The sequence below is a fragment of the Spongiactinospora sp. TRM90649 genome (assembly GCF_029382225.1).
In the GTDB taxonomy this organism is placed as follows: domain Bacteria; phylum Actinomycetota; class Actinomycetes; order Streptosporangiales; family Streptosporangiaceae; genus Spongiactinospora.
Genome location: NZ_JARLTC010000002.1, coordinates 385,471 through 406,806, shown reverse-complemented (window position 1 = coordinate 406,806; position 21,336 = coordinate 385,471). Strand labels below are relative to the sequence as shown.

Annotated in this window: 14 protein-coding genes and 1 pseudogene; 11 read left to right on the top strand and 4 right to left on the bottom strand. The window is 70.4% G+C overall.

Annotated features, from left to right (window positions below; genetic code table 11):
- The first annotated feature begins 42 nt into the window (after positions 1–42).
- From mtrB to P3X83_RS01895, 5 genes are all read left to right on the top strand, one after another.
- Positions 43–1,776: an MtrAB system histidine kinase MtrB gene (mtrB, locus tag P3X83_RS01915; protein ID WP_277303472.1), complete on the top strand. Its 1,734-nt coding sequence runs from the start codon at positions 43–45 to the stop codon at positions 1,774–1,776.
- Positions 1,777–1,796: 20 nt separating this feature from the next.
- Entirely contained in the window at positions 1,797–3,620 is a 1,824-nt protein-coding gene (locus tag P3X83_RS01910; RefSeq protein WP_277303471.1) for an LpqB family beta-propeller domain-containing protein, read from the top strand.
- Positions 3,621–3,785: 165 nt separating this feature from the next.
- Positions 3,786–4,469 (top strand): phosphoribosyltransferase family protein, encoded by a 684-nt coding sequence (locus P3X83_RS01905; protein WP_277303470.1) that lies wholly within the window; start codon positions 3,786–3,788, stop codon positions 4,467–4,469.
- Between the two features lie 630 nt (positions 4,470–5,099).
- Positions 5,100–5,789 carry a ribosome-associated translation inhibitor RaiA gene (gene raiA / locus P3X83_RS01900; RefSeq protein ID WP_277303469.1) on the top strand — a complete coding sequence of 230 codons (690 nt, stop codon included), beginning with the start codon at positions 5,100–5,102 and terminating at the stop codon, positions 5,787–5,789.
- 177 nt (positions 5,790–5,966) lie between these two features.
- Entirely contained in the window at positions 5,967–6,686 is a 720-nt protein-coding gene (locus P3X83_RS01895; RefSeq protein ID WP_277303468.1) for a response regulator transcription factor, read from the top strand.
- A gap of 63 nt (positions 6,687–6,749) precedes the next feature.
- On the opposite strand, the gene P3X83_RS01890 is transcribed toward P3X83_RS01895, so the two are convergent.
- Positions 6,750–7,934: a crosslink repair DNA glycosylase YcaQ family protein gene (locus P3X83_RS01890; RefSeq protein ID WP_277303467.1), complete on the bottom strand. Its 1,185-nt coding sequence runs from the start codon at positions 7,932–7,934 to the stop codon at positions 6,750–6,752.
- Between the two features lie 79 nt (positions 7,935–8,013).
- Positions 8,014–8,346: an HGxxPAAW family protein gene (locus tag P3X83_RS01885; protein WP_277303466.1), complete on the bottom strand. Its 333-nt coding sequence runs from the start codon at positions 8,344–8,346 to the stop codon at positions 8,014–8,016.
- Positions 8,347–8,746: 400 nt separating this feature from the next.
- Here P3X83_RS01885 and secA point away from each other — a divergent pair, with 400 nt between their 5' ends.
- Complete coding sequence (secA, locus tag P3X83_RS01880) at positions 8,747–11,563, top strand: preprotein translocase subunit SecA (protein WP_277303465.1); 2,817 nt, start codon at positions 8,747–8,749, stop codon at positions 11,561–11,563.
- 52 nt (positions 11,564–11,615) lie between these two features.
- On the opposite strand, the gene P3X83_RS01875 is transcribed toward secA, so the two are convergent.
- Positions 11,616–12,122 (bottom strand): Rv3235 family protein, encoded by a 507-nt coding sequence (locus tag P3X83_RS01875; protein WP_277303464.1) that lies wholly within the window; start codon positions 12,120–12,122, stop codon positions 11,616–11,618.
- 260 nt (positions 12,123–12,382) lie between these two features.
- Complete coding sequence (locus tag P3X83_RS01870) at positions 12,383–13,672, bottom strand: PTS transporter subunit EIIC (protein ID WP_277303463.1); 1,290 nt, start codon at positions 13,670–13,672, stop codon at positions 12,383–12,385.
- Positions 13,673–13,773: 101 nt separating this feature from the next.
- On the opposite strand from P3X83_RS01870, the gene P3X83_RS01865 reads away from it, so the two are divergent.
- The 5 genes and pseudogenes from P3X83_RS01865 (at position 13,774) to P3X83_RS01845 (ending at position 21,255) form a co-directional block, all read left to right on the top strand.
- Complete coding sequence (locus tag P3X83_RS01865) at positions 13,774–17,487, top strand: nitrate reductase subunit alpha (RefSeq protein WP_277303462.1); 3,714 nt, start codon at positions 13,774–13,776, stop codon at positions 17,485–17,487.
- Positions 17,487–19,246 (top strand): annotated as a pseudogene (gene narH, locus P3X83_RS01860) (nitrate reductase subunit beta). Before P3X83_RS01865 ends, narH begins: the two are co-directional and overlap by 1 nt.
- Positions 19,243–19,971 (top strand): nitrate reductase molybdenum cofactor assembly chaperone, encoded by a 729-nt coding sequence (gene narJ, locus P3X83_RS01855; RefSeq protein WP_277303461.1) that lies wholly within the window; start codon positions 19,243–19,245, stop codon positions 19,969–19,971. The pseudogene narH and the gene narJ overlap by 4 nt, the downstream one beginning before the upstream one ends.
- A complete protein-coding gene (narI, locus tag P3X83_RS01850) occupies positions 19,952–20,689 on the top strand; it encodes a respiratory nitrate reductase subunit gamma (RefSeq protein WP_277303460.1) in 738 nt (245 codons plus the stop codon). The genes narJ and narI overlap by 20 nt, the downstream gene beginning before the upstream one ends.
- On the top strand, positions 20,686–21,255 hold the full coding sequence (locus P3X83_RS01845) for an HPP family protein (protein ID WP_277303459.1): 570 nt from the start codon (positions 20,686–20,688) through the stop codon (positions 21,253–21,255). Before narI ends, P3X83_RS01845 begins: the two co-directional genes overlap by 4 nt.
- Positions 21,256–21,336: the final 81 nt, after the last annotated feature.

The following is a 21,336-nucleotide window of genomic DNA, read 5'->3' as shown; positions in this document are numbered from 1 at the left end:
GCCCCCAAGGCCCGGCAACGTCCCCCCGACGACGGACCCGACATGCCCCCGCGGAAAGGCAAGACCAAGCGCAGGACGCCGATGCAGATCGTGCGCGGCGTGCGCAGGCGAGCGCGCCGGCTCGCCGGCCGGATCCGGCGGTTCTGGCGCCGGTCGCTGCAGCTCCGGGTGGTCACCAGCACGCTGGTGATCTCGGTCGCGGTCGTCGCCGTACTCGGGTTCTTCCTCATGTCGCAGTTCACCACCACGGTGGTGCAGGGCCGTGTCGCCGCCGCGGGCAAGGACGCCCTCGCCGACCGCACGGCGATCGTGGGACAGCTCAACCAGCAGTCGGCCGAGACCGACGAGCACGGCGCCGGAGGTTTGGGCGACCCTCCGCAGAGCGCGGGCGACCTGCCGATCGACAGGGCCGCCACGGCGCTGGCCAACCGCGCGGGCGAGTCCAGCCGGTACACCGTGATCATCAGGAACCTCGCCGTCCCGGGCGCCTCCCGGGCGACCAACGAGATCGATCCGCGCAGCATCCCGCCCAAGCTCGAACACGATCTGCGCGACAAGGAACTGAACGAGCCGATCCCGCAGCTCACCTCGACGCTCTACCACATCGGCGACCCCGAGCCCCAGCCCGGCCTGGTGATCGGCGTGCGCATCGAGAACGGCTACGAGATCTACCACTTCTTCCCGCTGACGGAAGAGGCCGAACTGCTGTCCTCGGTCCGGCAGACGCTCGTCGTGGTCGGAATCGCCCTGGTCCTGCTGCTCGCGGCGATCGCCTCCCTGGTCACCCGCCAGGTCGTCACCCCCGTACGGCTGGCCCGCCAGGCCGCCGAGCGCCTGGCCGCCGGACGCCTGGAGGAGCGCCTCAAGGTGCGCGGCGAGGACGACCTCGCCCGCCTGGCCGCCTCGTTCAACGAGATGGCGGCGAACCTGGCGCTCAAGATCCACCAGTTGGAGGAGCTGTCCCAGGTGCAGCGGCAGTTCGTCTCCGACGTCTCGCACGAGCTGCGCACCCCGCTGACCACCGTCCGGATGGCCGCCGACCTGCTCTACGAGGCCCGTGAGGGCTTCGACCCGTCCGCCTCGCGGGCGGCCGAGCTGATGCAGGCCCAGCTCGAACGCTTCGAGTCGATGCTCGCCGACCTGCTGGAGATCAGCCGCTACGACGCGGGGGCGGCCACGCTCGACGTCGACTCGGTGGACGTGCGCGACGTCGTGCTGCGCGCCGTCGCCGACTCCGAGGCGCTGGGGGAGAAGCAGGGCACCCGGTTCGACCTGCGGCTGCCGAGCGAGCCGTGCATGGCCGACGTCGACAGCCGCCGCGTCGAGCGCATCCTGCGAAACCTGCTGTTCAACGCCATCGAGCACGGCGAGGGCAAGGAGATCGTGGTCACCGTGGGAGCCGACCGCGACGCCGTCGCGGTCGCGGTCCGCGACCACGGCGTGGGGCTGCGGGCGGGCGAGGAGAACATGGTCTTCGACCGGTTCTGGAGGGCCGACCCGTCGCGGGCGCGCACGATCGGCGGCACCGGCCTCGGACTCGCCATCTCCCGGGAGGACGCCATGCTGCACGGCGGCTGGCTGCAGGCGTGGGGCTCGCCGGGCGAGGGGTCGCAGTTCCGGCTCTCGCTGCCGCGCGTGGCCGGGACCGAGCTGAAGGGTTCGCCGCTGTCGCTGGTGCCGCCGGAGATCGAGATGCGTCGCACCTGGCGCGGGCACATCACCCCGGCTCTCACCTCCGCTCCGGGCGAGCGCGTTCTCGACGGAGGCGCCCAGTGAATCCCCGGTGGAGGGGCCCGGTGAATCCCCGGCGGGGGCGTCCGGTGATCGGCCGGTGGGCCAGGGCGCTGGCCGTGGGCGGCGTCGTGGTGGCGTGCTCGCTGCTCGCGTCGTCGTGCGCGACGATCCCGACGGGCAGCCCGGCCGAGTTCGAGCAGGGCGTGCAGGGCGACCCGCTGCGCAAGCCGTACGTGCGGGTGATCCCGATGCCGCCGCGTCCCGAGTGGAAGCCCGAGCAGGTCCTGATGGGCTTCCTGTCGGCGATGGCCGGTGTGGACGATCCCGGCTGGAGCGTGGCCAGGAGCTACCTGACGGCGGAGGCCGCCGCCACCTGGCGGCCCAACGTGCGCGTGACGGTCTACGACAAGCAGGCGATCCCCTCGGGGTCCACGCCCGCGCCGGACGCCAAGGAGGCGACCGTCACGCTGCGCGGCACCACCACCGGGGCGATCAACGACGAGGGCAAGTACACCGCCGAGCCGCAGCCGTCGGGACGGCCGTTCAGCCAGGACTTCAAGCTGGTCCGGGAACCCCAGGGGTGGCGGATCGCCGAGGTCCCCCACGGGCTCCTGCTCACCGAGGCCGACGTCCGGCGCAGCTACCGCACGGTCAAGCTCTACTACCTCGACCACAGCAAGCGGGGCCTGGTCGTGGACGAGGTCCGGATCCCGCTGGACCCGAGGACCGACTTCGCGGAGAGCATCGTCAAGCGCCTGCTGGAGGGCCCGACGGCCACGCTGCGCGAGGCCGTCGGCAACGCGCTGCCCGCGGGCACCCGGCTGCGCGACATCTGGACCGAGGACGACAAGATCATCGTCGATGTGAACGAGGCCGCGGCCAACGCGATCTCCACGGGGGCCGGAGGCGGCGACGTCGACGCCATGGCCGCCCAGATCGGCTGGACCCTCAACCAGCTCACCGAGCGCTGGGAGGTCGAGGTCCGGATCAACGGCGAGCCGTTCTACGCGGGCACCGGCGGCGTACTGCGCGTGGGATTCGACCGTTACGGGCACTTCGACCCGTGGCTGACCGGCGGCCCCAAGGACACCTACGTGCTCAAGGACGGCGCGCTGTCGTCGGTCGGAGCCGAGGGCAAACTGACGCCCGTCCCAGGAGAGGCCGGACGGACCGGCGGCAAGCACACCGAGCCCGCCATGTCCGGATTGGGCAACCGGGCGGTCGCCGCGCTCAACGAGCCCGGAGACGGCGTCGACGTGGCCTTTCTGACCGAGGGCGGCCAGTGGCGGCGCTGGATCACCGGAAAGGCCCTCACCGCGCCCTCCTGGGACCGCTACGACCGCGTCTGGTCCGTCGAACGCCTGGGTGACCGCTCCTCCCGCGTCTTCAGAAGCGACGGCAAACAGCAGGTCCGCGTGGCCGCCCCCAGCCTCGAACCGGTCGGCGTCAAGGCCCTGCGAATGGCCAGGGACGGCGTCCGCGTCGCCGCCGTGGTCGAGGACGACGCCGGCACCCACGTCCGCGTCGGCGTGGTCCTGGAACGCGGCGAGCCCCAGATCGCCAACCTGCAGACACTCGTCACGGCCTCCGAGGGCGAGGAGATCAAGGACATCGCCTGGCGCGACGCCACCACCCTCCTGATCCTCACCAGCAGCAACTCCGGCCGCGAACTGACGGCCCTCTCCGTCACCGACGGCACCACCGAGCCCCTGAAGGCCGACTCCCGCATCGCCTCCATCACCGCCTTCGAAGACCGCGTCCTCGCGGGAGCCGAGGGTTCCAAAACCGACAAGGACAAACGCGAAATCCTCTACTGGGACGCCAAGGGCACCTGGCAACAACTGACCAAATCCCACACCACCTCCCCCACCCTCCCCCTCGGCTAACCGCGGAGGGTGGCTGGACGGAAACTGTCGGTGGTGGATGGCAGGGTGGCGGGTGTGTTCGGGGAGATGCTTGAGATGGTGCTGCCGGCGCGGTGTGGGGGGTGCGGGGTGGCGGGGGCCGTTCTGTGCGAGGGGTGTGAGGTGGCGGTGCGGGGGAGGCCGTCGGTGCGGGGGCCGGATCCGGGGCCGTTGGGGCTGCCGGTGTGCTGGGCGGCCGGGGAGTACGCGGGGCCGGTGCGGCGGGCCGTCATCGCCTACAAGGAGCGGGGGCGGGTGGCGCTGGCAGGGCCGTTGGGGGACGCGTTGGCGGGGGTGCTGGCGGTGGCGATGGCGGAGGTGGTGCCCGGCGGGCCGGTGGGGGTGGTGCCGGTGCCGAGCGCGCCGGGGGCCGGTCGGCGGCGTGGGCACGATCCAGTCGGACGGCTGGCCGCGCTCGCCGTCCGCACGCTCGCGCGGCAGGGGTGGCCGGTGACCCTGGCCCGTGCCGTGGAGCCGTGCGGCCACGTGGCCGACCAGGCGCGGCTGGGTGCGGCGGAGCGCGCCGTCAACCTCGCGGGGGCCTTCCGGGCGTGCCCACCGGCCCGCCGGGGCGGGGAGCCCTGGCGCGGCGAGGGCGTCGCGGTGCTCGTCGACGACGTGGTGACCACCGGCGCGACGCTCGCCGAGGCCGCACGTGCCCTACGGGCGGCCGGAGTAGGCGTCCCATTGGCCGTCACCCTGGCGGCGACCCCGAGGACCCGCCAAAGGCCGCAGGAACGCGCGGGTGAGCGTCCGCGCCATGTGCGGGGCCGTGGAGGGACGGAAACGACACGCCGAGGCGACCGAAAACCTGCTGGTCACGTTGGGTGATATGTGGTATTGCGTCTTACCCTCTCCGTTGCGACACATCTCGGTGTCCGTCCCGTCGCCGGTGCTGCTCAGCGGCCGGTGGGCGGGTCCGTGGTGACGGCGAATCCTGGCAATCCGGGCATCTGCCGGGTGGGCACATCTCTACAAAATCACGCAAAGTGATCAACCGGTAGATCCCACGGCTGACATTCGGGCAGGTTCCGGATAGCGTTCGGAACATGGCACCCGTTCGGGTCCGTGGTTGCGCAGGGCCGGGGCTCCCGGCTCTGCTAACCGATGCCAGCCGCAGGCGAAACGGTCCACGTAAGACGACTTTTTGTCGATCGATCACGGTGCGGCTTAGAGGTAAGTCCTGCCTCCCCGGAGGGTCAGATGCCCTCCGCCAGGAGAGAAGGGCAGTAGTGGCATGGAGCCGCGAGCCCCTCAGCAGGCGGATGTGGGGACGAAGACCAGGTCGGCCGGACGGGTGCCACCAAAATTCCCGGTTAACAGACGCCCCTCCAGGTAATGAAGCGTCTGTGACGACTCCACTGCGAGGTGAAGGAGGAGTCATCTGCGTGTCCGCCGGAAGTCACCCGGTCCACCGGGTGGGTTCGTTGCAACTGTCAAGGGACGAAGGGGGGCTGTTGCATGGACGTCATCGTCAAGGGACGGCACACCGGTGTGAGTGACCGGTTCCGCGACCATGTGACCGTCAAGCTGGCCAAGATCGAGCGTTTGGACAGCAAGCTCATCCGAGTCGACGTGGAGGTGTCCAAAGAACGCAACCCGCGGATCACCGACCAGCGGGAACGCGTCGAGCTCACCATCCATTCGCGCGGCCCCGCCGTGCGCGCCGAGGCATCGGCCGACGACCGGTTCGCGGCCCTCGACCTGGCGCTCGACAAACTGGAGAGCAGGCTCCGGCGGATAGCCGACCGGCGCAAAGTCCACCACGGCAACCGCAACCCCCCGTCCATCGCCGAACTGACCTCCGTCCCCGCCTACCAGGACATCGTTCCTCAGCCCGCGGCGGTCGCCCCGACCCCGCGAAACCTGGAGACGGCCGAACGCCCGGTCGCCGGCGCGGCCCCGACCACCACGACCGCACGCGGTGACGAGGAGCCCATCGTGCCCATCGAGATGGACGGCGAAGGACCGCTGGTGGTCCGGGAGAAATTCCACCGTGCCGACCCGATCACCATCGACCAGGCGCTGCTGGAGATGGAGCTCGTCGGACACGACTTCTACCTCTTCCGCGACAAGGAGAGCGGACAGCCGAGCGTCGTTTACCGTCGCCGCGGATACGACTACGGCGTCCTTCGCCTCGTGGAGGCGTGACAACCGGTAAATGAAGATCCTTTCGACCGTCCCGAAGGCCGGAACCCGTGTAATCATGGCGGATCAGAGGCTCTAGACCCCACGGCGAGGAGGAGTTGTGAGCGAGCGAGCCACGAGGCACGGCGTCTCGTACGAGGAGAGGGACGCCGCGTGCGCGAGGCCGGTGAAGGAGGGCCTGTGACCGGGCCTGAGACGGGATCCGCCGAGACGGGCCGGAGGGGCGGCGGCAACGACGAGCCGATCCGCGTGCTGATCGTGGACGATCACGCGCTGATCCGCAGAAGTCTGGAGCTCGCCCTGTCCGCCGAGTCGGACATCGAGGTGGTCGGAGAGGCAAGCGACGGCAAGGAGGCGGTCGAGCTCGCCGACCGCCTCCTCCCCGACGTGGTGCTGATGGACGTCCGGATGCCGCGGCTCAGCGGCATCGAGGCGACCAGGAGCATCAAGGAGTCGGTGCCGAGCACACGAATGATCATGCTGACGGTGAGCGACGAGGAAGAAGACCTCTTCGAGGCGATCAAGGCGGGCGCCACCGGATACCTGCTCAAGGACGTGCAGCTCGACGAGGTCCCCGACGCCGTGCGCGGGGTGCACGAGGGGCAGTCCCTGATCAATCCGGCGATGGCCGCCAAGCTCATCAGCGAGTTCGCCAGCATGAGCCGCAAGGAGGCCGAACGGCCTCCGCAACTGCCGGTGCCCCGGCTCACCGACCGTGAGATGGAGGTGCTGCGCTTAGTCGCCAAGGGCATGAACAACCGCGAGATCGCCAAGCAGCTCTTCATCTCGGAGAACACGGTGAAGAACCACGTGCGCAACATCCTGGACAAACTCCAGTTGCACTCCCGGATGGAGGCCGTGGTCTACGCCGTCAGGGAACGGATGCTGGAGATCACCTGAGCCACCGAACGACCCGAACGACCCGTGCGATCCGGGTCGTCAGCGGGTCGGCGCGGCGGATCATCACAGCCGCACGTCGCCCCCGGTGACCCGGTCGACCCGCACGGTTTCACAGCCGACCCATTCGGCGGCCGAGTGCAGCGCCTCGCGCACCGCGTCGGCGTGCCGGGTGGCGGCGCCCGGCTCGAAGGCGACGTGCCGCGCGACGAGCGTGGTGCCCTCGCGGGCCGGATCGACGCGGGCGACGAGCCTGCCGCCCGCCAGCACGGGCATGGTGAAGTATCCGTAGACCCGCTTCGGCTTGGGCACGTACGCCTCCAGGCGGTGGCTGAAGCCGAAGATCCGCTCGGTGCGCTCCCGGTTCCACACCAGGGAGTCGAACGGCGAGAGCAGCGTGACGCGGTGCCGTCCGCGCGGCTCGGATTCGAGTGCGGCGGGGTCGGCCCAGGCGTTCGGGGCGTCGGACGGTAGGGCCGCGGCGCGAGGCGCGCGGGCGGCGGGCCAGCCCGCGACGTGCACGGGCGCCAGGCCCGTGGCGCCCTCGCGCAGCGCGTCGTCCAGGATCGCCGCGTGCTCCTTGGACAGGCGCAGGAATTCGACCAGGTCGGCGCGGTTGGCCACGCCCATGGCCGCGACGGCCGTGCGGGCCAGCTCGATCACGCACTCGCGGTCGGTCAGCCCGGGTTCGAGCAGGTGGGCGGGCACCGCGCGCTCGGCCAGGTCGTAGACGCGCCGCCAGCCGACGCGGCGGGTGCACACCACCTCGCCGATGTCGAGCAGCCACTCCACCGCGATCTTGACGTCGGACCAGTCCCACCACGGCCCGCCGTTCTTGGCGCCGCCGAGGTCGGTGGTGGTGAGCGGCCCGCCGTCGCGGACCTGGTCGAGGACCTTGTCGACCGTCGGCGGCACCTCGTGCCAGCGGTACTTGCGCTCGCGGAAGGCGCGGCGGCGGAACGAGTAGAGCGGCCACTGGTCGATGGGCAGGACGCAGGCGGCGTGGCACCAGTACTCGAACGCGCCGCCGCCCCAGTAGGCGCGTTCGACCTTCTCCCTGGGGACGGCGCCGAGCCGCGCGTAGGCGATCAGCTCGTGCGAGCGCGCCAGCACCGAGATCGTGTCGAGCTGGACGGCTCCGAGCCTGCGCAGCATGGCGGGCACGCCGCCACGCCGCGAATCGGCGCCGAGGAACCCCTGCGCCCGCAGGGTGATACGGCGTGCTTCGTCGGGAGTGAGGGAGGTCGGCATGCAGCGATGCTAGCCTCCGGCACCGACGAAAACCGTTCGATGGTGTCGCGGGCGAATCGGCGCACCCTACGCTCGCGCTCTACCCGCGCTCGAAAGGCGAGTGGTGCTCGGCCGCCCTGATCACCCTGGGCGAGTCCACGATCACGTCGGAGAAGATGTCGAACACCAGGGCCAGGATGCCGCCCAGCGCGCACACCCCCACGCTCACCCAGAACACGAACCAGTTCGGGCCCAGGCACAGGGCGACTCCAGCCGCCGTGAAGCCCGCCAGCATCACCGTGACGGCCAGCCACGAGGACGCGCGCCCGCCGTGGCTGGCGGTGCCGTGCGGCGGAGCCACCGGTATGACTCGCTCCACCTGTCCTCCGCCGGTTTCCGCGGCGGCCATCCGCCGTTCGATCGACTCAGCCATCACGTCCCCTTTCTCCCGTCTCAGGGGGTTCGCGGCGGACGGCGTGGGCGCGGCGGTGCGCGTCCGGCGCGTCGTATGACGTAGCATCGCCATCGAGGACACCGTGAGCGACCCGAGCGAGCGCGCGAATGCCGTCGGCCGCGAAAGCGCCCGCCGCGTGACCCCGCGGCAAGCGCGATCCACATCGGCATACCCGAAGCCGCGCCCCATACGCATGGGCAGGGCGTGCCCCTCCGCGCTTACGTGGACTTTCGCCTGGCCACGGCGCCGCGGAACTTTTCCGGTCCCGGTCGGCGTTTCGCCGGTGGCTGTGTCAGGTGGCGGAACCGCCTACGATGGCAGCGGGGAAGTTTGACTCGTCAGCCCGGCCGGGGTAGACCTGCGAGGAGCTTTACACAAAGTGGCTGCTATTCTCGACAAGATCCTTCGCGCTGGCGAAGGCAAGACCCTGCGCAAGCTGAAGCGGGTCGCCGACCAGGTCAACTCGATCGAGGACGACTTCAAGAGCCTGTCCGACGCCGAGCTGCGCGCGTTGACCGAGGAGTACCGGCAGCGATACGCCGACGGCGAGTCGCTGGACGACCTTTTGCCCGAGGCGTTCGCCACCATTCGTGAGGCCGCCCGTCGGGTGCTGGGCCAGCGGCACTTCGATGTGCAGTTGATGGGCGGCGGCGCGCTGCACCTGGGCAACATCGCCGAGATGCGCACCGGTGAGGGCAAGACCCTCACGTGCACGCTCCCGGCCTACCTTAACGCGCTCACCGGCAAGGGCGTCCACGTGGTCACCGTCAACGACTACCTGGCCAAGCGCGACGCCGACACGATGGGCCGCATCCACCGTTTCCTCGGCCTCGAAGTCGGCGTGATCCTCGCCAACATGTCCCCGGACGAGCGCCGCAAGCAGTACAGCGCCGACATCACGTACGGCACCAACAACGAGTTCGGCTTCGACTACCTGCGCGACAACATGGCCTGGTCGCTGGAGGAGTGCGTACAGCGCGGCCACCACTTCGCGGTGGTCGACGAGGTCGACTCGATCCTCATCGACGAGGCCCGTACGCCGCTGATCATCTCCGGTCCCGGCGAGCAGTCCGGCAAGTGGTACCAGGAGTTCGCCAAGATCGCCCCCAGGCTGCGGCGCGGCACCGAGGGCAAGGACGGCCAGGAGCAGACCGGCGACTACGTCGTCGACGAGAAGAAGCGCACGGTCGGCATCTTCGAGCCCGGCGTCGAGAAGGTCGAGGACTGGCTCGGCATCGACAACCTCTACAAGCCCGAGCACACCCACCTGGTCGGCTTCCTCAACAACGCGCTGAAGGCCAAGGAGCTCTACAAGCGCGACAAGGACTACATCGTCGTCGAGGGCGAGGTCCTGATCGTCGACGAGTTCACCGGCCGCGTGCTGCACGGCCGCCGCTACAACGAGGGCATGCACCAGGCGATCGAGGCCAAGGAAGGCGTCCGGATCAAGGACGAGAACCAGACCCTCGCCACGGTCACCCTGCAGAACTACTTCCGCCTCTACGAGAAGCTGGCCGGCATGACCGGTACGGCCGCGACCGAGGCCAACGAGTTCCACCAGACCTACAAGCTCGGCGTGGTCACCATCCCGACGAACAAGCCGATGATCCGCAAGGATCAGGCCGACGTCGTCTACAAGACCGAGGACGCCAAGTTCGACGCGGTGGTCGACGACATCAAGGAGCGCTACGAGAAGGGCCAGCCGGTCCTGGTCGGCACCACCTCGGTGGAGAAGTCCGAGCGGCTGTCCAAGGCGCTGCGCCGTCAGGGCGTGCAGCACGAGGTGCTGAACGCCAAGAACCACGCGCGTGAGGCCGTGATCATCGCCGAGGCCGGGCGTCGCAACGCGGTCACCGTGGCGACCAACATGGCCGGTCGAGGCACCGACATCATGCTCGGCGGCAACCCCGAGTTCCGCGCCGACGTGGCGCTGCGCGACCGGGGTCTGAACCCGGTCGACACCCGCGAGGAGTACGAGAAGGCCTGGCCCGAGGAGCTGGAGAAGGCCAAGGAGGCCGTGCGGGCCGAGCACGACGAGGTCACCGCGCTGGGCGGCCTGTACGTGCTGGGCACCGAGCGCCACGAGTCGCGCCGGATCGACAACCAGCTCCGCGGTCGTTCCGGCCGTCAGGGCGACCCGGGCGAGTCCCGGTTCTACCTGTCGCTGGGCGACGACCTGATGCGCCTGTTCAACGCCGCCCGGGTCGAGTCGATCATGACGCGGCTGAACATCCCCGACGACGTGCCGATCGAGTCCGGCATGGTGTCCAAGGCCATCGCCTCCGCGCAGAACCAGGTCGAGCAGCAGAACTTCGAGACCCGTAAGAACGTCCTCAAGTACGACGAGGTCATGAACCGCCAGCGCAAGGTGATCTACGCCGAGCGCCGCCGGGTCCTGGAGGGCGCCGACCTGCGCGAGCAGATCCACGGGTTCATCGCCGACGTCATCGACGACTACGTCACGGTCGCCACCGGCGAGGGCTTCGCCGAGGAGTGGGACCTCGAGAAGCTGTGGAAGGCGTTCGGCGAGCTGTACCCGATCTCGCTGACCAGCGACGAGGTGATCCAGGAGGCGGGCGGCAACCGCGAGGACCTCACCGCCGAGGGCGTCGCCAAGCGGATCAAGGAGGACGCGCTCGCCGCCTACCAGCGCCGCGAGGACGAGCTGGGCGAGGAGACCGTGCGCGAGCTGGAGCGCCGGGTCGTCCTGTCCGTGCTCGACCGCAAGTGGCGTGAGCACCTCTACGAGATGGACTACCTCCAGGAGGGCATCGGCCTGCGCGCGATGGCGCAGCGCGACCCGCTGGTGGAGTACCAGCGCGAGGGCTTCGAGATGTTCGCCGCGATGCTCGACGGCATCAAGGAGGAGTCGGTCGGCTACCTGTTCAACCTTGAGGTCGAGGTTCAGACGAACCCGATCGTCGAGGAGGAGCAGGACGCCGAGGAAGACGCCGCGATCTCCGAGACCCGTTCCATCATCGCGCGGGGGCTGCGCGGTCCCGACCGTCCGGCCCAGCTCGAATACACCGCGCCGGGCGAGACCGGCGAGGTCGAGCACACCCGGGTCACCACGACTCCGGAGGAGCGCGCCGCCTACGGCGACGTCTCGCGCAACGCCCCGTGCCCCTGCGGCTCGGGCAAGAAGTTCAAGCGCTGCCACGGCGACCCGAAGCACGCCGACAACGCCACCGCCTGATCGATCCAGCCGGACGGCCCCTCCCGCACTTGGGAGGGGCCGTCCGTCTTTTTCAAGGAGTGGTCTCGAAGTCGGTGCAGAGCCAGCGCGGCCCCCGGCGTTCCATCCGCATGGCCAGCACGCGCGATCGCCGTCCGCAGTGCACCAGCAGGCACATCTCCAGCGCGTCGGCACCCGGCCTGGAGATGTGCGGGGCCGAGACGCGGAGCGTGCCGTCGGCTTCGATGATCTTCCCGGCCCGGACCAGCTCCCCGTACGTCCGTTCGGTGGCGTGCGCGGCGACCGTGCCGGGGAGCCGGACCCCGGCCAGGACCTCGGCGAAGGCCAGCCCGAGCGCCTGCAGCCTGCGTTCGTCGGGTGTCGCGGGCACCGCGCTGACGTAGGAGTCGAGCATTCGCGCGCCGCCCGGCCCGCCGCGCGGGTACGGCACCGGCGGCGTCCGCGACCCGTTTCCTGGCGCGGGTGCTCCGGCCGCCGACGCCTCGTAGGGAGGGTCGGCGATGGGCGACGAACCGAACCTCGGCATCGGGACGAGGTGGATCGGAAGGGGCGAACTCACAGGGCGAGGCATGGCGACTCCGCTGGCTTCGGGAATCCGCGGGTTCCGCCCGCCGGAGCGCGCGGACGGAAGGGGAGGGGTTGCTATGCATAAGGAGTTTTCGGGCGGGGTTCCAGATACATCCGGCACCGGATGCTCCAGCCGGGCCGGGGGTCTGTCAGGCTTCGTGGCGATGTCATGGGCGACCTGGAGCGGTTGGCGGCCAGATTCGGCGTGGTTCCGGTTCGGTGCGCATGCCGTATCGGGTGGCCGGAACCCGTTCAGCCATCCGGTCCGCGCCCCGGCGTCGGAATCTTCAGTGTCCTGATCAGGACGCTGAAGATCACGTAGTAGACCAGGAAGTAGACCGGCCCGAAGGCCAGGACCACCCAGAGGTTGCGGGTGTTCGACTTGGTGGCGTTGAGCAGCAGGTCCACCGCGCCCGCCGAGAAGTTGAAGCCGAGGCGCGCGTCCAGGGCCGACATCAGCGCCATCGACGACCCCATCAGCAGCGCGTGGATCACGAACAGCGCCGGCGCGACGAAGACGAACGCGAACTCGATCGGCTCGGTGATCCCGGTGACGAACGAGGTCAGCCCGGCCCCGACCATGATCCCGCCGACCGCGGCCCGGCGGTCCGGGGGAGCGGCCCGCCAGATCGCCAGCGCCGCCGCCGGGAGCCCGAACATCATGATCGGGAAGAACCCGGTCATGAAGATCCCCGCACCTTCCTGCCCGGCGAAGTAGCAGTTCAGGTCGCCCGCCGCGGTACGGGTCGCGCCGTCCGCGCCCGCCGTGCACTCGGGGATCGTGAACCACACGATGGTGTTCAGGAAGTGGTGCATGCCGAGCGGGATGAGCAGCCGGTTGGCGACGCCGTAGATCCCGGCGCCCTCGGTGCCGTGCTCGGCCAGCCAGTCGCCGCTGCGCGTCAGCCACTCGCCGACCGGCGGCCACAGCAGGCCGAAGAGCACCCCGAGCAGCAGCGCGGCCACGGCCGTCACGATCGGGACGAACCGCCGCCCGCCGAAGAAGGCGAGCCACGCGGGCAGCTTGATCCGGTGGTAGCGCTGCCAGAGCAGCGCGGCGACGATCCCGATGAGGATTCCGCCCAGCACGCCCGTCGGGTTCTGCGCGCCGAGATCGACGCGGGCCTCGGGCCTGCCGTCCGGGCCGATCGCGGTGACCAGCACCTTGCGGTAGACGGCGCCGCCGGGCGCGCTGTCGAAGAACATCACCCTGGTGACCCGGTCGAACACCAGGTAGCCGACCAGCGCGGCCAGCGCCGTCGAGCCGTCGGCCCGGCGCGCGAACCCGATCGCCACCCCGATCGCGAACAGCACCGGCAGGTTGTCGAACAGTGCCCCACCGGCCGCCGCGCAAACCGCCGCCACCCGGTCGAGCACCGCGTTGTCGGTACGGCCCAGCAGGTCGTCCTGGCCGAAGCGGAGCAGCAGCCCGGCCGCGGGCAGCACCGCGATCGGCAGCATCAGCGACCGCCCGATCCGCTGGAGCACCCCGAACACGGGCGTCCACCACGGCCCTCCGCCCTCCGCGACCGCCGTGCCCATCCCACCCCCGGCCTCGATATGGCCACATTCCGCAACAGGATGATTGCTCATTGTTTATGGCTTGTCTGGTTGTGCGAGGCGTGTGTCGGTAGATACACAGAGTGGTTGATGAGCGGAATGCCAGGAATCCCGCCTCCGAGGGCCCGGCCGACGCGCTGCTGCGGACGGGCCGGTTCTTCAGCAAGGGCGTCTACTCCGGAAATCTCAGAGACGTCTTCTACCGGGGCGGCCGGAACGCGGAGGTCTTCTACCGGGACCGCTGGGCGCACGACAAGATCGTGCGCTCCACGCACGGTGTGAACTGCACCGGCTCCTGCTCCTGGAAGGTCTACGTCAAGGACGGGATCATCACCTGGGAGACCCAGGAGATCGACTACCCGTCCGCCGGCGCCGACCGGCCGGAGTACGAGCCCAGGGGCTGCCCGCGCGGCGCCGCGTTCTCCTGGTACACCTACCACCCGACCCGCGTGCGCTACCCGTACGTGCGGGCCGTTCTCGTGGAGATGTACCGCGAGGCCAGGCGGCGGCTCGGCGATCCGGTGCTCGCCTGGGAGGAGATCGTCGGCGATCCCGAACGGCGCGCCCGGTACCAGCGGGCGCGGGGCAAGGGCGGGCTGGTGCGGTGCACCTGGCACGAGGTCCTGGAGATGATCGCCGCCGCCCACGTGCACACCGTCAAGGCGCACGGACCCGACCGGATCATCGGATTCACCCCCATCCCCGGCCAGTCCATGCTGTCGCACGCCATCGGCACCCGGTTCCTGGCGCTGATCGGCGGCCAGGCCCTGTCGTTCTATGACTGGTACGCCGACCTGCCGGTCGCCTCCCCGCAGGTGTTCGGCGACCAGACCGACGTGCCGGTGTCGGCCGACTGGTGGGACGCGGCGTACCTGATGATGTGGGGCTCCAACGTGCCGGTCACCCGCACGCCGGACGCCCACTACATGGTGGAGGCCCGCTACAACGGCCAGAAGGTCGTCGTGGTCTCCCCGGACTACGCAGACAACAGCAAGTTCGCCGACGACTGGATGCATCCCCATCCGGGCACCGACGGAGCGCTGGCCCACGCCATGGGGCACGTGATCCTGCGGGAGTTCTTCGTCGAACGGCAGGTGCCGTACTTCACCGGCTATGTCCGGCGGTTCACCGACCTGCCGTTCCTGGTGCGGCTGGAGGAGCGGGACGGCGCGTACGTCCCCGGCCGGTTCCTGCGCGCCAGCGACCTCGGCGGGGAGCACGCCGCCGCCGAGCACGCCGAGTGGCGCACCGTGCTGCTGGACGAGCGGACCGGCGACGTGGTCGTCCCGCCCGGCACGATCGCCGACCGCTGGTCACGGGACCAGGGCCACTGGAACCTCGACCTCGGCGAGGTGGTGCCCCGGCTCAGCATGCTCGGCCTGCCGGACGCCACGGGCGCCGAGGTGCTGATGCCCCGCTTCGACACCGCCGACGGTTCCGGCGACGTGCTGCGGCGCGGCGTCCCCGCCCGGCGGCTGACGCCCGACGGGCCGCTGGTCACCACCGTCTTCGACCTGCTGCTCGCCCGGTACGGCGTGGGCCGGGAGGGCCTGCCCGGCGACTGGCCGTCCGGCTACGACGACGCGGCCGCGCCCGGCACCCCGGCCTGGCAGGAGACGATCACCTCGGTGCCCGCCGCCGCCGCGATCAGGATCGCCCGCGAGTTCGGCGGGACGGCCGAGCGCACCGACGGCCGCTGCATGATCATCATGGGCGCCGGCACCAACCACTGGTTCCACGCCGAGACCACCTACCGGAACTTCATCACCCTGCTGGTGGTCACCGGCTGCGTGGGCCGCAACGGCGGCGGCTGGGCCCACTACGTCGGCCAGGAGAAGTGCCGCCCGCTGAACGGCTGGACCGCCCTGGCCACCGCCTCCGACTGGGTCCGCCCCAGCCGTCAGATGATCGGCACCGGGTTCTTCTTCCTCAACACCGACCAGTGGCGCTACGACCACTTCCGCGCCGACGTGCTGTCCTCGCCGCTCGGGCGCGGCCACTTCGCCGGCATGGCCGCCGCCGACGTCCTGGCTCAGTCGGCCAGGCTCGGCTGGATGCCGTCGTACCCCACCTTCGACCGCAACCCGCTGGACCTCGCCGACGAGGCCATGGCGTCCGGCCGGGACCCGGGGGAGCACGTCGCCGCCGAACTGGCCGCCGGACGGCTCGGCTTCTGCGCCGAGGACCCCGACGCCCCCGTGAACTGGCCGCGCATCCTGATCGCCTGGCGGGCCAACCTGCTCGGGTCGTCCGGCAAGGGCGCCGAGTACTTCCAGCGGCACCTGCTCGGCACCCACAACAACCTGCGGGCCACCGAGGCGTCGCCGGAGGTGCGGCCCAGGGACGTGCGCTGGCGCGACCCCGCTCCGGAGGGCAAACTCGACCTGCTGCTGTCGCTCGACTTCCGGATGACCTCCACCACGCTGCTGGCCGACATCGTGCTGCCCGCCGCGACCTGGTACGAGAAGCACGACCTGAACGCCACGGACATGCACCCGTTCGTGCACTCGTTCAACCCGGCCGTGGAACCGCCCTGGCAGGCGCGCACCGACTTCGAGATCTTCAACGACATCGCCGACGCGTTCTCCACGCTGGCCGAACGGCACCTGGGCACCAGGCACGACCTCGTCGCCACGCCGTTCATGCACGACACGCCCGGCGAGATGGGCAACCCGTCGGGCGTGGCGCGCGACTGGCGGGCCGACGGCTCGACGCCCGTGCCCGGTTCGACCATGCCGTCCCTGACGATCGTCGAGCGCGACTACCCGGCCGTCGCCGCCAAGATGCGCGCGCTCGGGCCGCTCGCCGGCGACAAGGGCCTGCCCTGCAAGGGCGTGACGTACCGGGTGGAGGCCGAACTCGCCGACCTGGCCCGGCTGAACGGCACGGCGCGCGGCGGCCCCGCCGACGGCCGTCCGCTGATCGACACCGGCCGCCGGGCCTGCGAGGCCATCCTCGCCCTGTCCGGCTCCACCAACGGCCGCCTGGCCGACCAGGCGTTCCGGACCCTCGCCGAGTCGGTGGGCGGCGGCGACGGCCTGGCCCGGCTGGCCCGCACCGACGCCGACCGGCGGATCAGGTACGCCGACACCCAGGCGCACCCGCAACTGACGATCACCAGCCCCGAGTGGGCGGGCATCGAGACCGAGGACCGCCAGTACAGCGCGTTCACCATCAACGTCGAGCACGACAAGCCCTGGCACACCCTGACCGGACGTCAGCACTTCTACCTCGACCACGACTGGATGTCCGAACTCGGGGAGAACCTGCCGATCTATCGTCCGCCGCTGAACATGCACCGGCTCTTCGGCGAACCGGTCCTCGGCGCGGACGGCACGCGCGAGGTGACCGTCAGGTACCTGACCCCGCACAACAAGTGGTCGATCCACTCCGAGTACCAGGACAACCTGATCATGCTGTCGCTGGCCAGGGGCGGGCAGGTCATCTGGGTCAGCCCGCAGGACGCGGCGGCCATCGGCATCGTCGACAACGACTGGGTCGAGGCGGTCAACCGCAACGGCGTGGTGGTCGCCAGGGCGATCGTCTCGCACCGGATGCCCGCCGGAACCGTCTACATGCACCACGCCCAGGACCGGGTCGTCGGCGTGCCGAAGACCGAGACCACCGGACGCCGGGGCGGCGTGCACAACTCCCTGACCAGGGTGCTGCTCAAGCCGACCCACCTGATCGGCGGATACGCGCAGTTCTCGTTCTTCCCCAACTACCTCGGCCCGGTGGGGACGCAACGCGACGAGATCACCGTGCTCCGCCGTCGCACACAGGAGGTTCGCTACTGATGCGAGTCATGTCCCAGATCTGCATGGTGATGAACCTGGACAAGTGCATCGGCTGCCACACCTGCTCGGTCACCTGCAAGCAGACGTGGACCAGCCGGGCCGGAGTCGAGTACGTGTGGTTCAACAACGTCGAGACCAGGCCGGGGCAGGGCTACCCCGTCGCTACGAGGACCAGGACCGCTGGCAGGGCGGCTGGAAGCTGACCCGGCGCGGACGCCTGGTGCCCAGGGCCGGAGGCCGGGCGCGCAGGCTCGCCAGCCTGTTCGCCAACCCGCTGCTGCCCAACATCCGCGACTACTACGAGCCGTGGACCTACGACTACAACGACCTGTTCGACGCCCCCGCCGGGGACGACTTCCCGGTGGCCGCGCCCCGCTCGCTGATCAGCGGGCAGCGGATGGACACCATCACCTGGTCGGCCAACTGGGACGACGACCTGGGCGGCATGCCCCAGCACCAGGACGACGACGTGGTGCTCCAGAAGATCCAGGACAAGGTCCGGATGGAACTGGAGCAGTCCTTCATGTTCTATCTGCCGAGGATCTGCGAGCACTGCATCAACCCGTCCTGCGTGGCGTCCTGCCCCTCAGGCGCGCTGTACAAGCGGGTCGAGGACGGCATCGTCCTGGTCGACCAGGACCGCTGCCGGGGCTGGCGGATGTGCGTGACCGGCTGCCCGTACAAGAAGATGTACTTCAACCACCGCACCGGCAAGGCCGAGAAGTGCACGTTCTGCTTTCCCCGGATCGAGGTCGGGCTGCCCACGGTCTGCTCCGAGACCTGCGTGGGACGCCTCCGCTACGTCGGCGTGCTGCTCTACGACGCCGACCGGGTGGCCGAGGCCGCCGCCACCCCGCGTGAGCAGGACCTCTACCCCGCCCAGCTCGGCGTCTTCCTCGACCCGAACGACCCGGAGGTCGCCAGGGCAGCCGAAATCGCGGGCATCCCGCACGACTGGATGCGTGCCGCCCGCCGGTCTCCCGTCTACGACCTGATCGTCAACTACAAGGTGGCGCTGCCGCTGCACCCGGAGTACCGGACGATGCCGATGGTCTGGTACGTGCCGCCGCTCTCGCCCGTGGTCGAGGCGATCACGGCGTCCGGGCACGACGGGGAGGACCACATCAACCTGTTCGGGGCCATCGACACCCTGCGCATCCCGGTGTCCTATTTGGCGGAGCTGTTCACGGCGGGTGACCCGCTGCCCGTCGAGACGGCACTGCGCCGCCTGGCGGCGATGCGCGCCCACCGGCGGCGGATCAACCTCGGCGACGACGTCGATCCCGGCATCGCCGAGTCGGTCGGCTTCACCGTCGACCAGATGGACTCCATGTTCCGGCTGCTCGCCCTGGCCAAGTACGACGACCGCTACGTGATCCCGACCGCGGCGGCCGGGGACGTGCGGACGCTGGAGGAGACCGCGCTGCGCGGATGCAGCCTGGACTACGAGGGCGGTCCCGGGATGGGCGGGGGCGGCGGATCCGGGCCGTTCGGCGAGGCGTCGGGACGGCCGGCGCCGCTGGCCGTCGAGAGCTTCCACGCGCTGCGCGACCGGCACACCTCGGACCGTGCGGCCGACACCTCGGGCCCGCGCGGCCGGGTCAACCTGCTGGACTGGGACGGGCGCGGCGTCCCCCAGGGGATGTTCCCCGAGCGCAACGGCGAAGGCACGCGGCGGGGCGTGGACCGGGGCGCCGACCTGGGCAGCGAGGCGGGCGAGATCACCGAGAACCGCCCGCCGCACGAGGACCACCCATGAGCCCCCGGCGCACGGGCCGCCTCTCCGGGCGGCTGTCCGGGCTCATGCCCGAACGGCGGGAGCGGCTGCCCGAGGACGGCGTCGCCGTGGTCCGCCAGGCCGTCGGATTCTGCCTGGACTACCCCGCCTACGACCTGTTCGACCGCCTGCCGCTGATCCAGGCGGCGATGTCCGAGTACGCCGGCCACCCCCCGGCGTCCGCCGTGACCGAGTTCGCCGAGTGGCTGGGCGGCACCGAGCCGATGCGCGCAGAAGAGCACTACGTGTCCGTCTTCGACACCCGCAACCGCCGCTCGCTGCACCTCACCTGGTGGAGCGACGGCGACACCCGGCGGCGCGGATTCTCGCTCGCCGCGATCAAGGCCCGCTACCGCGCGCACGGCCTGACCCCGCCCGGCGGCGACGAACTGCCCGACTTTCTGCCGGTGATGCTGGAATACGCCGCACTGGAACCACAGGACGGCACGGCCCTGCTCCAGGAGCACCGGGCCGGGCTGGAACTGCTGCGGTTCGCGCTGGTGGAGGCGGACACGCCGTACGCGCTGCTGCTCGGGGCCGTCTGCGACACCCTCCCCGGCCCGTCGCCGAAGAACGCCGCGGAGGCCCGCCGGATGGCCCCGCCGCCCCCCGGCCTGGAAATGGTCGGCCTGGGCGGCGGTCCCGGGCGGTTCGCGTTCGAACAGCCACGAGTCCCGGAGGTGGCGGATGACTCCGTCGGCCATTGACATCTTCCTGTGGGGGGCGCTGCCCTACCTGTGCGTCGCGCTGCTGATCAGCGGCCTGATCTGGCGGTGGCGCTACGACAAGTTCGGCTGGACGACGCGCTCGTCGGAGCTCTACGAGTCGCAGCTCCTGCGGTACGCCAGCCCGATGTTCCACGTGGGCCTGCTGGTCGTCCTGCTCGGCCACCTGCTCGGCCTGTTCATCCCGCAGAGCTGGACCGCCGCCGTCGGCATCACCGAGGGCATCTACCACTCGATGGCGCTGTGGCTTGGCCTGGCGGCCGGGGTGCTCACCTACACCGGGATCGTGCTGCTCATCTGGCGGCGGCGCACCAACGGCCCGGTGTTCCTGGCGACCACCCGCAACGACAAGGTCATGTACATCTTCCTGGTCGCCGCGCTGACCCTCGGACTCGCCACCACGCTGATCAACGCCGCGCGGCTCGACTACAACTACCGGGTGGACGTCTCGCCGTGGGTGCGCAGCCTGTTCATCTTCCAGCCGGAGGTCTCGCTGATGGCGGGCACCCCGATCGAATACCGGATCCACTCGGTGTCCGGGCTGCTGCTGTTCGCGATCCTGCCGTTCACCCGGCTGGTGCACGCCTTCGCCGCGCCGGTGCACTACCTGTTCCGGCCGTACATCGTCTACCGGGCCCGTGACCCGCAGAACGTCTCGACGGCGGCGGTCCGCCCCGGATGGGGACAAGGCGACATATGAGCCGTGCATCTCGCGGCTTCGACCTGACGGAGCTGGAACGGCGGCATTCCAAGCGGATGGTCCGCTCGGTCTACACCGGCGTGAACTGCTTCATCTCGGTCGCGCTGATGGCCCTGCTGGCCTACTGGACGGACGCGCCGTTCGTCTTCCCGTCGCTCGGACCCACCGCGTTCCTGCTCTTCTACACGCCGCTGGCCGCCTCCTCCACCCCGCACAACACCCTGATCGGCCACCTCATCGGCATCCTGGCCGGGTGGTTCGCACTGGCGATCACCGGCCTGCTGACCGTGCCGCCCGACCTCGAACACGTGGACGGCCAGCGGATCCTAGCCTGCGCCGTCGCGCTCGGCCTGACCTGCGGCCTGATGCCGGTCTTCCAGGCGGGCCACCCGCCCGCCGGGGCCACCACCCTGATCGTCGCGCTGGGCCTGCTGCGGACCCCCGCACACCTGGTCATCATGATGGCCGCGGTGCTGATCATCACGATCCAGGGCTTCGTGATCAACCGGGCGGCCGGGCTGCCGTATCCGGTGTGGGGGCGTTCCCCCGAAGTGGGGGTTCCCTAACACGACCCCGCCGCAGCAGCGCTCGCCGACCGCGTGAGTGTGCTGGGATGTGTGGCATCGACCCCTTACGAGGAGCACAAG

What these genes read in the sequence shown, in the direction of transcription:
- mtrB (WP_277303472.1), top strand. Translation starts at nt 43, where the DNA reads ATGCCCCCGCGGAAAGGCAAGACCAAGCGCAGGACGCCGATGCAGATC.
- narJ (WP_277303461.1), top strand. Translation starts at nt 19,243, where the DNA reads ATGAGCCCCCGGCGCACGGGCCGCCTCTCCGGGCGGCTGTCCGGGCTC.
- P3X83_RS01885 (WP_277303466.1), bottom strand. Translation starts at nt 8,346, where the DNA reads ATGGCTGAGTCGATCGAACGGCGGATGGCCGCCGCGGAAACCGGCGGA.
- P3X83_RS01870 (WP_277303463.1), bottom strand. Translation starts at nt 13,672, where the DNA reads ATGGGCACGGCGGTCGCGGAGGGCGGAGGGCCGTGGTGGACGCCCGTG.
- P3X83_RS01845 (WP_277303459.1), top strand. Translation starts at nt 20,686, where the DNA reads ATGAGCCGTGCATCTCGCGGCTTCGACCTGACGGAGCTGGAACGGCGG.
- raiA (WP_277303469.1), top strand. Translation starts at nt 5,100, where the DNA reads ATGGACGTCATCGTCAAGGGACGGCACACCGGTGTGAGTGACCGGTTC.
- narI (WP_277303460.1), top strand. Translation starts at nt 19,952, where the DNA reads ATGACTCCGTCGGCCATTGACATCTTCCTGTGGGGGGCGCTGCCCTAC.
- P3X83_RS01890 (WP_277303467.1), bottom strand. Translation starts at nt 7,934, where the DNA reads ATGCCGACCTCCCTCACTCCCGACGAAGCACGCCGTATCACCCTGCGG.